Below are 14,051 nucleotides of genomic sequence, written 5' to 3'. Positions count from 1 at the left end.
ACGATTCGCGGCCCGCGATGGCTGAGGCCGCCTGATTTTTTGTGTGCCGGCGACGCTGCTCCGGCGGCCGTAACTTTGCAGCCATGCCGGGCAATAACAAGCCTATACCCAAAAGGATAGCCACCTTTCATATTACACAAATGTTAAAACAAGAACTAGAAGTACTGCTTGCCCCCGAAGTTGCGTTTGATGAGCTGGCCCGCTACGAAGCCATTTTACAACAGGCCGGCCTGGCCCCGGGCGAAGCCGATTTTGTGCATTTACGCCGGCGTTCTATTGATGCCCGGGGCCGGCAACCCCTGGTACGACTACGCGCCGACATCTACCGGAGCGCCCCACCGAGTGAGCTATTTGGACCATGGTTTGTTTATCCAAATGTGAAAGTAAATAGCCCCCGGGTTCTCATCATCGGGGCGGGCCCAGCGGGGTTATTTGCGGCGTTGCGTTGCCTGGAGTTGGGTCTGAAACCGATTGTGCTGGAGCGCGGGCGAGACGTGCGCGCCCGCCGCCGCGACCTCGCTGCCATCAACAAAGACCAGCTGGTAAACTCCGATTCCAATTACTGTTTTGGCGAAGGCGGGGCCGGCACGTATTCCGATGGCAAGCTGTATACCCGCGCCACCAAGCGCGGCGATGTGGGCAGCGTGCTCCGCCGCCTGGTGCAGCACGGCGCGACACCCGACATTCTAGTGGACGCTCACCCCCACATCGGCACCAACAAATTGCCGGCTGTGGTGCAGGCCCTGCGCGAGGCCATCATCGAAGCCGGCGGCGAGGTGCATTTCGAAACCCGCGTGACCGACCTGCTGCTCGATAATAACCAGCTGCGCGGCGTGGTCACGGCTACCGGCGTGACCATCGAGGCGGAGGCCACCATTCTGGCCACCGGCCATTCGGCCCGCGACATTTACGAGCTGCTGCACCGGCGCGGCGTGCTCATCGAGGCCAAGCCCTTTGCGCTGGGCGTGCGCGTCGAGCATCCGCAGGAGCTGATTGACCAGGCCCAGTACCGCCGGATTGACCGCGGCCTGCTACCGGCCGCCTCCTACTCGCTCGTGCACCAAACGGAGGTGCGCGGCGAGCAGCGCGGCGTGTTCTCCTTTTGCATGTGCCCGGGCGGCTTCATAGTGCCGGCGGCCACGGCCCCGGGCGAGGTAGTGGTGAACGGCATGAGCCCGAGCCGCCGCGACTCGCGCTTTGCCAACTCCGGCATTGTGGCCGCCGTGGAGCTGGCCGACATGGACGTGAAGCAGCACGGCCCGCTGGCCGGCCTGCACTTTCAGCAGCAGATTGAGCAGCTGGCCTGCCGGGCGGCGGGCGGCACGCAGCGGGCCCCGGCCCAGCTGCTCGGCGACTTTCTCAAAAACAAACAGTCCGGCAGCCTGCTCGAAACGTCGTACCAGCCCGGCCTGGTGTCGGTGCAGATGGACGACGTGCTGGGGCCGGTGCTGGCCGAGCGCCTGCGCCAGGGCTTCCGCGACTTTGGCCGGAAGATTCCCGGCTACGCCACCAACGCCGCCCAGATTGTGGGCGTGGAAAGCCGGACCTCGGCCCCCATCCGCATCCCGCGCGACAAGGATACGCTGCGGCACCCGGTGGTGGCGGGGCTGTACCCGTGCGGCGAGGGCGCGGGCTACGCGGGTGGCATCGTGTCGGCGGCCATGGACGGCGAGCGCTGCGCCGAGGCCGTGCGGGCGGCGGTGCGCCGCTAGCCTTTATTGCTCAGCCAAACGGGCACCCTTCGGCGGGCCCGCGCGTTAGGCTGGCCGATGCGGTGGCCTTTTCGTACTACTGAACTTACCTCAACAATCCGCACCCGCCCGCCGGGTGCCCGTTACTATCCAATTATGAAAAAGACTCTTGTTCTCGGCGCCTCCGATAATCCGGCCCGCTACTCGTACCGGGCGGCGCACATGCTCAAAAACCACGGCCACGAGGTAGTGCCCGTCGGCATTCGCAAAGGCCAGGTGGCCGGGCTCGACATTCACACCGACCGGCCCCAAGAAACGGATATCGATACCGTGACGCTCTACGTGGGCCCGCAAAACCAGCCCACCTGGTACGACTACATTCTGGACCTGAAGCCCAAGCGCATCCTCTTCAACCCCGGCACCGAAAACCCCGAGCTGGAACGCCTGGCCCAGCAGCGCGGCATCCAGACGGAGGAAGCCTGCACGTTGGTACTGCTCTCGATTGGGCAGTATTAGAGTGGTCATGGCACGGGGCCGGACCTACATGTGGGGCACTGGCCCCGTGCCATGCTCTGCCAATAACAGGAACGGCCGAAAACGCGGCTCCACCATCTGCTTGATATGGTTCGACAGCCCAAAGCAGCACACCAGCGCCAGACTGTAGCACCCCGGCAACGCCAACCAATACCGACCCCGAAACGCCCAAACCGGAAACCGACCAAAGGCCACCAGCGCCAGCAGCAACAAATGCAATGGCAGCAAAAACCGTACTTCCATACTCATGGGCAGCACGGCCAAGCAGGGTAGCAGCAGGCCTGCCAGGGTCAGCATTGTGCGCAGCGTAGGCCGACTATTCAGGGCTACCAGCGCCGCCCAGCACCAGATGGTGTAGTTCAAAAACTGTAACCAGATCGATGGGCTCCAGCGCCTGAGGTAGGGCGTGGGATGACTTATATCGAGGCCTGCGAACAGGTGCCGGGCATACACGCCGGCCACGGTGAACGGGTGCCGTGCTACCGTGCGCAGGTATTCGCTGAAGGAACTGAACTCAGCTACCTGCTCCGTTTTGAGCACGGCGTCCCCCTGAGCATCCAGAAAAAGCAGCTGGCCGGTAGGCAGTTCACGCCCTACGGAAGACTCGTACTTTTCGTGAATGAGGCCATACCACAGCTTTTGCAGGTACAGGTTGTGGATGTGCAACTCTTTCGACTGTGAAAGTACCAACGGGCTGCTGGCCCCAAAATGGCGGCGGTTGATAAGCCATTGCGGCGTAAGAATAAGCGTAGCACCCACACCAAACAGCAGCAGCCGGGGTAGCCACACCGGCCGGGAAAAGCCCAGCAATAGCAGCCCGCCAACCGGCAGCACCGAGGCCAGGTAAACCGGCCGCACATTTACGGCCAACGCCAACGCCGCCCCCGCCCATAAAGCCGCTTCCAAGCGGTGGCGCTGGGCTTGCCAAAGCGCCACGCCCAGCGCCAGCAGTGCCGGAAAATCCGACAGTGAGAAGTTGAAATAGCCCCGCCAGAAGACAAATCCCAACCCCGCCCAAAGCAGGCGGCGGCCTACAGAGGGTAGCTCCGCAGCACCAGTAGCCAGCCGATAAACCCTCGGCCCTACCACGCCGAAGAGCACCCCGGCCAGTGCGGCATTCAGGCATTTTACGACCGTCACAGCTTCCCAATGCACAGCTTTGCGGAAAAGCAGACAGGCGAAATTAAGCAGCGGGTAACTGTAGCCGCGTAGCGCATCATCGTAAGCCAGCAAGCTGAACCGGCCCTGCTGATAGAAGCGGTGCCCCAGCTGCCAATAATCCTCCGCATCATAATAGAGATTATGATATTCGGACGTGAAGAGATAGAGCGCAAAAACGGCCGCAATACCAATGGCTACTGCCCCCTCCGGCCGCCAGCCAATCATTCGGGCAGATGAAACGGGAGCGGATTCAGTAGGCATGCAGCGGGTGGCTAATTAACTAATGTTACGCAGGCAGCTACCGAAGCTGGCGTTTTTGTTGCTTGTTATAGTTTTTTGTTGCTTGTTCTGTGCTACTCCCCAAAAACTGGACAGTTTAGCGGGGCTTGTTAAGTAATATTGTTATGATTGAATGTTGTGTTGGTTTGGTGGACGTGGGCGGGCGTTTGGCCCCCGAGACTTTGATGGGGTCGGCGATGATTGTAGTAGGCAAAGTACGCGGTTAATTGCTGGTGCAGGTGCTGGCCGTCATCGGCCGGGTTAAGATAGTAGGACTTACGCACTCGACTATACAAGTGCTTGAATGATTGGCTTTTGGAGCAACTGCCGCAGGTAGGGTGCCCATTGCTGTTGGTGCGCCTGATAAATAGTTTGCCCCATGCGGCGGGCGTGTTGACGCAGCGATACCCAGGCCAAGTAACAACAGGCCAAGTGGTTGCGTTGTGCCATCTCCTTCCGGCACTGGCACTTCTCCGACCCCGTCAACTGTTTGAAGCTGCGGTGAAACTCCTCGACCTGCCAACGCACCTGCACGGCTTCAATCACCATTTCGCGGGTCAGATGAGCAGCCAAGTGGTTGGTAATGACCCATTCAATATCGCCGTTCGTGGCCACTAGCTTGAAGCGTTTTACGCCAAAGGGCACTTCTTTCAGGCGCACTTCCACGCCCTGACTCCAACCGCCGGGCGGCGGCTCCAGCGTAGTCAGGCCTTGGTAGCCGCTTTCTTTGGCCAGGCTCACCAACCGGTTGCTTTTCAGGGTCGTAAAAAACGTCCAACCGGCACGATGAATGCGTTTCAAATTCGTGCTGCCCGCATACCAGGAATCAAATAAAATGGTGCGTGCCAGTAGTTTGCCCTCCGCCACAACCTGGTCAAACATGGCCAGAAAATGGTCGTTTTTCGTCTGTTCGTCTTGGTCGGGCGCGTAGATGCGGTAATCCAGGGGGAGGAAATCCCCGGCTTCGCCGCTGCTATGCACCAAATTGACCAGCCCAATGCCGGTGACCATGCCGTGCACGTTGCCCGAATACTGCCGCTTGGCCAGGGCGATAAAGCGGCTGTAGCGTTTGTCTTGTACGCTGTCGTCGACGAGCAGAAAAGCCTCCGGCGAATCGTGGAGCAAGGGCTGAACTAATTCGCGCAACTGATTGACTGGCAGTGTGCTCATGCGCAAAAATCGATTCACCTGGTCGTGGCTTACATCGGGCAGATGGGCGGCCAAATGCGTGCAGGTGTAGTTCGTGGGCGTACTGAGCAGGTACTCGATGTAAGCGGTTTGGGTCAGCATGAGCGGGCGGTTTTGCTTAAAGTACCCCAAAATGCGTAAGTCCTAGATAGATATGTTCCCATTTGACCGTGCGCCAGAGGCGTTCGATGAAAGCATTGTCGGTGGCGCGGCCGCGGCCGTCGCGGCTGATGCGGCAGCCGGCGTCCAGCTAAGCTTGTTCGTAGGCGAGGCTGGTGAACTGGCTGCCCTGGTCGGAGTTGAAGATGTAGGGAGCCGGAGCATGGCGCAACGCATCGCCCAGGGCTTGCAGGCAAAAGCCCACGTCGAGCGTGTTGGAGAGCTGCCAGCTGAGCACGTAGCGCGAGTGCCAGTCGAGCACGGCGGCCAGATAGAGAAAGCCCTTGGCCATGGGCACGTACGTGATGTCGGTACTCCATACCTCATTCGGGGCGGTGGCCGGGCGGTCCCGCAGTAGGTACGGGTAGGGCGTAACGCCTTGACCAGGAATGGACAAGCGCGGTTTGGGATAAATCGGCTCGTGGCCCATCAGGCGCACGAGGCGGCGCACGCGCTTGGCATTGACGGCGTGGCCGGCCAGGCGCAGGTGGTCGCGCAGGCCGAGCACTCCTTTGAAGTTGTGGTCGGTAAACTCCTCATCGAGCAGGCGCATGAGCTCCAGGTTGTAAGCACTTTCTCCGCAGGGCTGGTAGTAGAAGCTGCTGCGGGCCAGGCCCAGGGCCTGGCAGCGAGCGGCGACCGAGCTACCGGCCGGGTCCGAGGCCTGAACCAGGACCCGTTGTTGGGCCGTGCTCATCGGGGTAGCGTTTTTTTTAGCAGCGCGTTTTCCATTTGCAACCGACCGATGGCCGCGTAGAGGGGCTCGACGTCGGGTAAGGGCGTGCCGGCCGCAGGCGCTTCGGTGAAAACCTGGGTGGCCTGCTCACGCAGTTGCAGCTTCCAACGGGTGATTTGAGCGGTAGCCAATTGGTAGTGAGCGGCCAGCTCGGCCAATGGCTGGCGCTCGGTGAGGGCGGCTAGCGCCACCTCCGCTTTGAACTCGGCCGTATAGCGACGGCGGGTGCGTTTTGGGATCATAATCGAGCTAAGCTAGCCCGCTTAACCTGTCCAGCTTTTGGGGAGTACTACAGATTACGTATCGTAGCCGGGGCTATTGCGCCCGAATTTTGTACCGTCAAACTGAGGCTATCCGAAATGCCGGCAGCCCGCGCAGATACCTATTCCTCATAGTTAAATAGTACATCGTACTCCAGGGTGGTTGGCCTGCCAAGCAGTATAGCTCCCAAACAGCGTAAGTGCCTACGATTAATCAACCCTGCCAACTCACTCTATTTATGAAACCGCTTCTTCTCACTTCTTTGGGCCTGTTGCTGGGCACTTCGGCCTTTGCTCAGCACACCAACATGCCGGGCATGGATATGTCGACGCCGATGCCCGCACCCAAGGCAAAGGCCAAGTCGGCCGCGCCGGCCATGCCGGAAATGAATATGCCCGGCATGAACATACCCGCCCCGACCGCCACGCCGACTACTCCACCCGCGCCGGCCATGTCTGCAATGCCAAGCATGAACATGGGCACGGCCGCCGACAGCAGCGGCGACACGATGATGGACATGCGCAACTCGTTCTCTAAAAACCTGCCGATGACGCGCCAGGGCTCGGGCACGAGCTGGCACCCCGATTCCTCGCCCATGTACATGCAGATGTACCAATCGAAGGGTTGGGACGTGATGCTGATGTACTCCGCATTCCTACGCTACACCAGTCAGAATTTCAACCATAGCCAGCTACGTGGCGATGCTAATTTCCGCGCTAACACCTACGTAATGGGCATGGCCAACCACCTGGTGGGCCAGCGCGGGCTGTTCAGCATCCAGGCCATGGTGTCGGCCGATGCGCTGACGGTGGGCGGCGCGGGCTACCCGCTGCTGTTCCAGACCGGCGAGTCGTGGAAGGGGGAGAAGCTGCACGACCACCAGCACCCGCACGACCTCGTGAGCGCCCTGGCCGTGGGCTACACCTACGCCGCCAGCACCGACGTGGACCTGACCGCCTACCTGGGCTACCCCGGCGAGCCGGCCATTGGGCCGCCCGTGTTCATGCACCGGCCCTCGGCGGCCAACCTGCCGGCGGCCCCGCTGGGCCACCACTGGCAGGATGCCACCCACATTCAGTTCGGCGTGGCCACGCTGGGCGTGCGCTACCGCAACGCCAAGCTCGAAGGCTCGCTCTTCACCGGCCGCGAGCCCAACGAAAACCGCTATAGCTTCGATAAGCCGCGCTTCGACTCCTACAGCGGGCGCCTCTCGGTGAACCCTTCGGATAATCTGGCGCTGCAGGTTTCGGCCGCCCACCTCCAGAGCCCCGAGGAGCTGGAACCCAACGACAACGTGGACCGCACCACGGCCTCGGTGCTGCACAATGCGAATGTGGGCAAGGGGAGCATCCTGTCCTCCACCTTCGTGTGGGGCATGAACCGGCACGACGGCAGTGGCGAGGAAACGACGTATTCCAATTCCTTCCTACTGGAAAGCAACCTGCAGGCCCGCCAGTTCAATCTGTTCACCCGCCTCGAAACCCTCCAGCTGAATTATGGCGAGCTGCTGCTGCCGGCCGCCACCGACGAAGCCGGGCACGCGAACCGGCAGGTATCGGCCTTCACCCTCGGCGCGTCCAAATACATCGCCAAAACTAAAGCCGGCTGGCTCGACCTCGGCCTCACCGGCACCCTCAATACCTATAATACCGACAACACCGCGCTGCTAAATGCCTATGGCAAAAACCCGCTCTCCTTTGAAGTATACCTGCGCTTCATCGCTCCGCGCATGAGCATGAACATGGGCCACGGCGGCATGAAGCACGGCGGCATGAAGGGCATGAAGGGCATGAAAATGTAGCGCTGATAACCGGTCAGAATCTAAAAGCAGCGCCCGAGTCCTGGCGCTGCTTTTTTGTTTACTCCGAGGCCAATGCAATGCCGACAAACGCCGTTTATATTTGCCCCCAGAATACGGTGATGGATTGCCACCGCGAACCGCCGGAGCCCCGCGCCCCGCGCTGATGATTCCTACGAAACGGGCGGCCACCGGGGCCGCGCCGCATAGCTCATCATACCGTTCGCCCCCGTGACCCCACGCTTTGCCCTCGCCCGCCTGCGCACCCTCGGCACCACCGCCACCCTCCTTTTCCTACTGCGATGGCTGCTGATTTGCGGCCTGATTGGCGCAATGGCCGGCACCGCCTCGGCGGGGTTTCTGGTGGCCCTCGACTGGGCCACGCGCTGGCGCGAAGCGCATCTCTGGGTTTTGGCGCTGCTGCCGGTAGCGGGTCTACTCATCGGCGGGGCCTACCACTATTTCGGCAATAGCGTGGTGCGCGGCAACAACCTTATTCTGGATGAAATCCACCGCCCCAGCCAGCGGCTGCCGCTGCGCATGGTGCCGCTGGTGCTGGGCGGCACGCTGGCTACGCATCTGTTTGGCGGGTCGGCGGGCCGCGAGGGCACGGCCGTGCAGATGGGCGCGGCCCTGGCCGACCAGCTCACCCGTTGGCTGGGACTGCGCCCCCGCGACCGCCGCCTGCTGCTCATCGCGGGCATGAGCGCGGGGTTTGCTTCCGTGTTTGGCACGCCGCTGGCCGGGGCCGTATTCGGGCTTGAAGTTTTTCTGCTAGGCTCCATTCGCTACGAAGCCGTGCTACCCAGCTTCCTGGCGGCTGTCATGGCTGACTTTGTGACGCGGGCCTGGGGCGTGGGCCACACCCACTACCCCACCCTGGACGAGCTACCGCTCACGCCACTCCTATTAGGCTGCACCCTGGTGGCGGGCGCGCTGTTTGGGCTGGCGGCCAGGTCATTTGCCACGCTCACGCACACAATCAGCAAGGTTTTTAGCCGCATTGCCTACCCGCCGCTGCGGCCGGTGGTGGGCGGCGTGCTGGTGGCCGGGCTGCTGTGGGCCGTGGGACCGGTGCGCTTTGGCGGGCTGGGCGTGCCGGTTATCGTCGAAGCCTTTCAGCACCCGCTCGCGCCCACCGACTGGGCCCTCAAGCTGGTGCTCACGGCCCTCACGCTCGGCTGCGGCTTCAAGGGGGGCGAGGTCACGCCGCTGTTTTTTATTGGCGCGGCGCTGGGCAGCGCGCTGGCCGTGGTGCTGCCGCTGCCGGTGGCGCTGCTGGCGGCCATGGGCTTCGTGGGCGTGTTTGCCGGCGCGGCCAACACGCCCCTGGCCTGCACGCTCATGGGGCTGGAGTTATTCGGGGCGCATGCTGGCGTGTACCTGGCGCTGGCCTGCGTGGTGGCTTATTTATTTTCAGGCCACCACGGTATTTATGGGTCGCAAGTGGTGGGGCAGGCCAAGCATTTGCGCCTGGGACGGCAGCAAGGCCGCCCGCTAAACGAGCTGCCCTAAACGGGCCTACAGCAGAATATCAAACGTAAGGGCGGGCATCACGAGCAGCTTCCGACGCACGACGCGCATATCATCGGCTTGATAATCAGCTACGAATCCGTTGGTAAACAACACGTTGATACCTGCCCGAAAGTCATTGCTGAAGCGCAGGTTCAGGCCCATGCCACCGCCCACGTTGAAGTCCGTCAGGGTGCCTTTGTTGTAGCCAAGGTCCCAATGGTAGAGCGAATAAGCGCTACCGATTCCAATCACCGGTTCCAGACGCGGGTTTTTTAGGGGAATATAATAAGTGAGCAGGCCGATGCCCCCGGCGCTAAATTCGTTTTGCCGGCATGAATCAAACACCTGCGTGGCCACCAGCCGCCCGCCAAAATGCTACCCAAAACGACCTTCCGCCTGCACGCCCAGCACTTTGGGGTTGGCCAAAATGCCCAGCGCAACGGTATATTTTCGGTAGATAGCCGGCTTAATGGGGATTTCCTACGCCGCAAGGCGTGAAACCGTCATCGAGAACAGGAGGAATGGTAGCAGTTTTTGCACAATAGTATTGATTAGCGCTTGCGAAACTACTGATTCGAATCAAACAAACGGGGTGCGGCAAAAAACTTCCTCCTCCAGGCAACCTTTCCCGCACTTTCCGCATCTGCCGCCCTAACTCACCATCCTTTCTGCTCCCGTGCCCACCCTTACCGTGACGACCGAAGCCGACCTCATCGCTGCTTGTGTGCAGGGCGAGCACCGGGCCCAGCGCCAGCTCTACGACCAGCTGGCCGGGCTGATGCTCACCGTGTGCCGCCGCTACCTCAAGCGCCGCGAAGATGCCGAAGAAGCCCTGATACTGGGTTTTGCCAAAATGTTCCGGGCCCTGCCCAACTACCGCTTCGAAGGCAGCTTCGAGGGCTGGGTGCGCCGCATCATGGTGAACGAGGCCCTGATGCAGCTGCGCCAGCGCGAGTTGATGACCGTGTCGTTTGAGGACTTTGCCCAACCCGAAAACCTGGCCACCACGGCCGCCACCGCCGATACCCAACTACAGGCCGAAGACCTGATGAACCTGCTGGCCACCCTGCCTACCGGCTACCGCACTGTTTTCAACCTCTACGCCCTGGAAGGCTACGGACACCAGGAAATTGCCGAGCTGCTGGGCATCAGCGAAGGCACCAGCAAATCGCAGCTCAGCAAGGCCCGGGCCATGCTCCAGCGGCGCGTTCAGTTTTCTACTATAACGACCAACTAGCCTTATGCTACCCGAAAATATTGACGATTTATTCCGCGACAAACTGGACGGCCATGAAACGCCGCCCGGCCACGACCTGTGGGCCCGCCTGCAAGCCGGCCCCACCGCGCCCGACGCCCAGCCGGAGCCCGAAGCCAACCGCCTCGACCAGCTTTTCCAAAACCGGTTACACGCCCACGCCACCCCGCCCGGCCGCGAGCTCTGGGAACGCCTCGAAGACGAGCACCTGCACCCGCGCAAGCGCCGCGCCGCCGCGTGGTGGCCCATGACGCTGGCCGCGGCCGTAGTGCTATTTCTACTGGTGGGCGGCGCGGGCCTGTGGCTGGGCTTTCCGACTGGCAATATTCAACAAACCACCGTTGCTTCGAACCCGGCACAGCACCCCAACGCTGACGCCGACCGTAAAGCCCGCAGTGGCTCGCCCCAATCTGCTACGCCTGACGGTACCACCGGCCCAGATAACAATAGCATAGCCGCCGATAAGCAGCAACCGGCAGTTGCTTCAGCTTCTGATAAAGCGGCTCCCGACGCTGCCGCCCCGCGCATGCCAGGCACTTCGGCAGCGGTAGCTGAAAAAAAACATTTTTTGCAGGCAACCCGCCCCGATGCCCTGGCATCTACCGCACCAAAGGCCAGGATGACCGCCGCCGAGCAGTCGCCGCGCCACCTGCTGGGAAGCCATCGGCAGCCGGACGCTGCTGCCGCCTCGCTCCCGCTCGTGGCCCACGCGCCGGCCCGGCCCACCGCTGCTGACGAGCAGCATCTCACCCCGGCCCCTACTGCCCCCACGGTGGCCACCGCCACTCCTCAACCGGCACCGGATATCATCCGCGCCATTCAGAATCCTGCCCTGGCCCACGCCACCGAGCTCATAACGGTGGATGTACGCAATGGCGCAGCCCCCACCAGTCGGCCCGCGCGCTTCGTTTCCTCGGCCCTGGCGGCAGTGGAGGGCCCCGAAGAACAACGCCGCCTGGGTGGCCGCCTGCTGCAGCAGGCCGGCCGCCTGGTGCGGGGCGAGCGGGTGAGCCTGGCCGAAGTAACCGGCCTACCCGAAAACGTGACGCTCCGGGCCACCTTTGCCGGCCATAGCGTCAGCAAATCCATTCAATTATAATTCACCCTTTTCTGTTTAGAAATCATGCAACGCGCTTTTCTCCCCTTTTTTCTGCTGATGCTGATGCTAGTGGGCAGGTTGAACGTGGCCCGCGCCACGGGCCTGCGCATCCCTGCCACGGTGAAAGACACCATAGTGGTACGGCTGCCCAACCGCGCTACCCTCACCCTGACGGTACGCGACGCAGCCCAGTTGCGCCAACTCAAGAACTACCATCTCGACTCCCTTACCTCGCAGCTGGCCACCTACATCACGCGGGCCGAAACGGCGGCCAAAACCGCCTCGACCGACCAGGTGACCATGGAATTTTACCCCGACAAAGACCAGCCCGGCAAAAACCTCCCCGAGCAGGTACGCATCACCACCCATAAGAAAACAGAGAACTCCAGCAAAGTGGACGTTGTGCTGAACAAGGCCTTCGGCCTGACCGTCACTACCGACGAAAAGGGCGTAAAGTCCTACAATACGGCCAATACCAAAACCCAGGAGCAGCGGCAGGCCAAGCGCGACTCGACCCGCCTAAAGGAGCTTGAACGGAAGAGCATCAGCACCAGCTTGGTGTTTGATTTGGGCCTGAATTCCCTTGTCAACCAAAAGCAATATTTCACAGCCGAAGGCAAGCCTGAAACCGTTGACCTACGCCCCGGGGGCTCGCGCTACGTCAGCATTGGACTCATCACCTATGCCCGTCTTTTTGGCAAGCGTAGCCCGATGCTTTTCTCTATCGGCCCGGAGTTTTCCTTCAACAACTACATGCTGAATGGCAATGACAAGTGGGTGAGTGCCAATGGCCGTACCGACGTCGTGCGCGAAATCAGCGGCCGCCAGTTTGAGAAAACCAAGTTGGCTACATCCAGCATCAATGTACCACTCATGATTAACCTCCAGCTGCGCGACGCGCACTACAAACCGACCTTCACCCTAGGTGCGGGGGGCTTCGTAGGCTATCGGCTCTCGTCTTGGACCAAACTCAAGTATACCACCGAGGGCACGACTTACAAAGACAAAAACCACGACAACTACAACCTGGAAAATTTCCAGTATGGCCTGCAAGGCACCATCGGCTATCGGGGGCTAGAGTTCTTTGGGAAGTATAACATGAATGGCCTGTTTAAGGCGGGCGCTGGACCCGACACTCAGGTGCTCAGCTTCGGTATACGCATCTTCGGCCTCAACTAAAGCAACGCGCATCACAGCCATAGAAGCTGTTTAGAAAGTCTCCGAACGGTCATGCTGCGCTGCGCGCTGCATGACCGTTCGCATCGTTGAACGGGCCTGACGATGCGAGCAAGATGCTGCGCTGCGCGCTGCATCACCGTTTGAGTACCTTTTGTGACTTTCTAAACAGCTTCATAAGCTATCAGCTAATCATCCTAATATAAGTATTTTTCCAACGAAGCTCTTTAAGAAATCAATAGAACGTCAAGCTGAGCTTGTCGGAGCATCTCTAGCGCTTCATACGAACCGTCAATGAAGCGCTAGAAATGCTCCGACAAGCTCAGCTTGACGTTCCAGCAGGTTTAACTAACTTCCTAAATATATTCAACCTCGCGCAAGAAGGCTGCTACTGATTCCGAAAGAAATTATCCAGCAGAATAGCCGCTGAAATGGCCACGTTCAGGCTTTCGGCCTGCCCGCCGGCCCCGCGCGGAATGTGCAGCCGGCGCGTGAGGGCCGCCCCAACGCCCGGCGTAAGGCCGTGCGATTCAGAGCCCATCACGAGCACGCCGGCGGGGCGCAGGGTGAGGCGGTGCACGTTGTCGCCCGCCAAATCGGCTCCGAAGATGCCCACGGCGGGGGCCAGCGTGGGCAGCCACTCGGTGAGGTCGCGCTCCCAGACGCGCACCCGGGCGAAGGCGCCCATGCTGGCGGCCACGGTTTTGGGGGCGTAGGCATCGGCGCAGCCGGGGCTGAGCACCACGCCGGGCAGGCCGTACCAGTCGGCCAGCCGCAGCAGGGTGCCGAGATTGCCGGGGTCGCGCACTTCGTCGAGGGCAAGCAACAAACCGGTTTCGGGCAGCGTTAGGGGCAGCGGGGTTTGGGCGGGCAGACGCACCACGGCCAGGGCGGTGGTGTTGGTGGCCAGCGTGCCAAGCTGGGTGAGCTCGGTTTCGGTGGCGGGGCTGAGCAGCAGCCGGGCGGGCAGGTGGGCACGGTTTTGGTCGATAAATTCGGCCGTGGCCAGTACGTGTTCGACTTCCAGGTCGGAACTTAGCAGCTCTAACACACTTTTGCCCCCTTCCACCAGGAACGCCCCGTGGCGGTGCCGGTACTTCTTCTGGTGCAGCGACTGCACGTATTTGCCAAGTGCTTTTGAAACCATTACTCGTTACTTGTTTGCCAAAACTACGGCCTGCGCACCGGCTCGGACCGCT

At 61.2% G+C, this 14,051-nt stretch carries 14 protein-coding genes and 1 riboswitch; of the genes, 7 read left to right on the top strand and 7 right to left on the bottom strand.

Going from position 1 to position 14,051, the window contains the following annotated elements:
• Nucleotides 1-140: 140 nt before the first annotated feature.
• Both KQ661_RS13390 and KQ661_RS13385 read left to right on the top strand, forming a co-directional pair.
• On the top strand, nucleotides 141-1,712 hold the full coding sequence (locus KQ661_RS13390; protein WP_216688811.1) for an NAD(P)/FAD-dependent oxidoreductase: 1,572 nt from the start codon (nucleotides 141-143) through the stop codon (nucleotides 1,710-1,712).
• Nucleotides 1,713-1,847: 135 nt separating this feature from the next.
• Complete coding sequence (locus tag KQ661_RS13385; protein ID WP_216688810.1) at nucleotides 1,848-2,207, top strand: CoA-binding protein; 360 nt, start codon at nucleotides 1,848-1,850, stop codon at nucleotides 2,205-2,207.
• Nucleotides 2,208-2,231: 24 nt separating this feature from the next.
• Here the strand turns inward: KQ661_RS13385 and KQ661_RS13380 are convergent, their stop codons facing one another.
• The 5 genes from KQ661_RS13380 to KQ661_RS13360 form a co-directional block, all read right to left on the bottom strand.
• Complete coding sequence (locus KQ661_RS13380; protein ID WP_216727258.1) at nucleotides 2,232-3,647, bottom strand: hypothetical protein; 1,416 nt, start codon at nucleotides 3,645-3,647, stop codon at nucleotides 2,232-2,234.
• A 128-nt stretch (nucleotides 3,648-3,775) separates the two neighbouring features.
• A complete protein-coding gene (locus KQ661_RS23075) occupies nucleotides 3,776-3,949 on the bottom strand; it encodes an integrase core domain-containing protein (RefSeq protein ID WP_216727257.1) in 174 nt (57 codons plus the stop codon).
• Nucleotides 3,950-3,953: 4 nt separating this feature from the next.
• A complete protein-coding gene (locus KQ661_RS13370; protein ID WP_235726976.1) occupies nucleotides 3,954-4,955 on the bottom strand; it encodes an IS701 family transposase in 1,002 nt (333 codons plus the stop codon).
• Between the two features lie 148 nt (nucleotides 4,956-5,103).
• Entirely contained in the window at nucleotides 5,104-5,709 is a 606-nt protein-coding gene (locus KQ661_RS13365) for a DDE-type integrase/transposase/recombinase (protein WP_216727256.1), read from the bottom strand.
• Entirely contained in the window at nucleotides 5,706-5,990 is a 285-nt protein-coding gene (locus tag KQ661_RS13360; RefSeq protein WP_216727255.1) for a transposase, read from the bottom strand. The genes KQ661_RS13365 and KQ661_RS13360 overlap by 4 nt, the downstream gene beginning before the upstream one ends.
• Before the next feature lie 257 nt (nucleotides 5,991-6,247).
• On the opposite strand from KQ661_RS13360, the gene KQ661_RS13355 reads away from it, so the two are divergent.
• Together KQ661_RS13355 and KQ661_RS13350 are read left to right on the top strand one after the other, a co-directional pair.
• On the top strand, nucleotides 6,248-7,810 hold the full coding sequence (locus tag KQ661_RS13355; RefSeq protein WP_216727254.1) for a hypothetical protein: 1,563 nt from the start codon (nucleotides 6,248-6,250) through the stop codon (nucleotides 7,808-7,810).
• 106 nt (nucleotides 7,811-7,916) lie between these two features.
• Nucleotides 7,917-7,990: riboswitch (Fluoride riboswitch) on the top strand.
• A 48-nt stretch (nucleotides 7,991-8,038) separates the two neighbouring features.
• Nucleotides 8,039-9,322 carry a voltage-gated chloride channel family protein gene (locus KQ661_RS13350; RefSeq protein ID WP_317196109.1) on the top strand — a complete coding sequence of 428 codons (1,284 nt, stop codon included), beginning with the start codon at nucleotides 8,039-8,041 and terminating at the stop codon, nucleotides 9,320-9,322.
• Between the two features lie 6 nt (nucleotides 9,323-9,328).
• Here KQ661_RS13350 and KQ661_RS13345 read toward each other — a convergent pair whose 3' ends face one another.
• Complete coding sequence (locus KQ661_RS13345) at nucleotides 9,329-9,574, bottom strand: hypothetical protein (RefSeq protein WP_216727253.1); 246 nt, start codon at nucleotides 9,572-9,574, stop codon at nucleotides 9,329-9,331.
• A gap of 424 nt (nucleotides 9,575-9,998) precedes the next feature.
• On the opposite strand from KQ661_RS13345, the gene KQ661_RS13340 reads away from it, so the two are divergent.
• The 3 genes from KQ661_RS13340 to KQ661_RS13330 are packed head-to-tail and all read left to right on the top strand — an operon-like array spanning nucleotide 9,999 to nucleotide 12,855.
• The gene (locus KQ661_RS13340) at nucleotides 9,999-10,559 is read left to right on the top strand and encodes an RNA polymerase sigma factor (protein ID WP_216688807.1); all 561 of its coding nucleotides are present in this window, start codon (nucleotides 9,999-10,001) and stop codon (nucleotides 10,557-10,559) included.
• A gap of 4 nt (nucleotides 10,560-10,563) precedes the next feature.
• Nucleotides 10,564-11,676: a hypothetical protein gene (locus KQ661_RS13335; RefSeq protein ID WP_216727252.1), complete on the top strand. Its 1,113-nt coding sequence runs from the start codon at nucleotides 10,564-10,566 to the stop codon at nucleotides 11,674-11,676.
• 24 nt (nucleotides 11,677-11,700) lie between these two features.
• Nucleotides 11,701-12,855 (top strand): outer membrane beta-barrel protein, encoded by a 1,155-nt coding sequence (locus KQ661_RS13330; RefSeq protein WP_216727251.1) that lies wholly within the window; start codon nucleotides 11,701-11,703, stop codon nucleotides 12,853-12,855.
• A 385-nt stretch (nucleotides 12,856-13,240) separates the two neighbouring features.
• On the opposite strand, the gene KQ661_RS13325 is transcribed toward KQ661_RS13330, so the two are convergent.
• Nucleotides 13,241-13,999, bottom strand: coding sequence for an RNA methyltransferase (locus KQ661_RS13325; RefSeq protein ID WP_216688802.1), 759 nt, complete (start codon nucleotides 13,997-13,999; stop codon nucleotides 13,241-13,243).
• Nucleotides 14,000-14,051 lie beyond the last annotated feature (52 nt).

This window comes from Hymenobacter siberiensis, assembly GCF_018967845.1.
GTDB classification, from domain to species: domain Bacteria; phylum Bacteroidota; class Bacteroidia; order Cytophagales; family Hymenobacteraceae; genus Hymenobacter; species Hymenobacter siberiensis.
Note: the sequence above shows the minus strand (reverse complement) of the source record. Positions and strands in the feature narration are given on the sequence as shown.

Coding starts and splice junctions, on each gene's coding strand:
- KQ661_RS13390 (WP_216688811.1), top strand. CDS start 141: ATGTTAAAACAAGAACTAGAAGTACTGCTTGCCCCCGAAGTTGCGTTT.
- KQ661_RS13385 (WP_216688810.1), top strand. CDS start 1,848: ATGAAAAAGACTCTTGTTCTCGGCGCCTCCGATAATCCGGCCCGCTAC.
- KQ661_RS13380 (WP_216727258.1), bottom strand. CDS start 3,647: ATGCCTACTGAATCCGCTCCCGTTTCATCTGCCCGAATGATTGGCTGG.
- KQ661_RS13370 (WP_235726976.1), bottom strand. CDS start 4,955: ATGCTGACCCAAACCGCTTACATCGAGTACCTGCTCAGTACGCCCACG.
- KQ661_RS13365 (WP_216727256.1), bottom strand. CDS start 5,709: ATGAGCACGGCCCAACAACGGGTCCTGGTTCAGGCCTCGGACCCGGCC.
- KQ661_RS13360 (WP_216727255.1), bottom strand. CDS start 5,990: ATGATCCCAAAACGCACCCGCCGTCGCTATACGGCCGAGTTCAAAGCG.
- KQ661_RS13355 (WP_216727254.1), top strand. CDS start 6,248: ATGAAACCGCTTCTTCTCACTTCTTTGGGCCTGTTGCTGGGCACTTCG.
- KQ661_RS13335 (WP_216727252.1), top strand. CDS start 10,564: ATGCTACCCGAAAATATTGACGATTTATTCCGCGACAAACTGGACGGC.
- KQ661_RS13330 (WP_216727251.1), top strand. CDS start 11,701: ATGCAACGCGCTTTTCTCCCCTTTTTTCTGCTGATGCTGATGCTAGTG.
- KQ661_RS13325 (WP_216688802.1), bottom strand. CDS start 13,999: ATGGTTTCAAAAGCACTTGGCAAATACGTGCAGTCGCTGCACCAGAAG.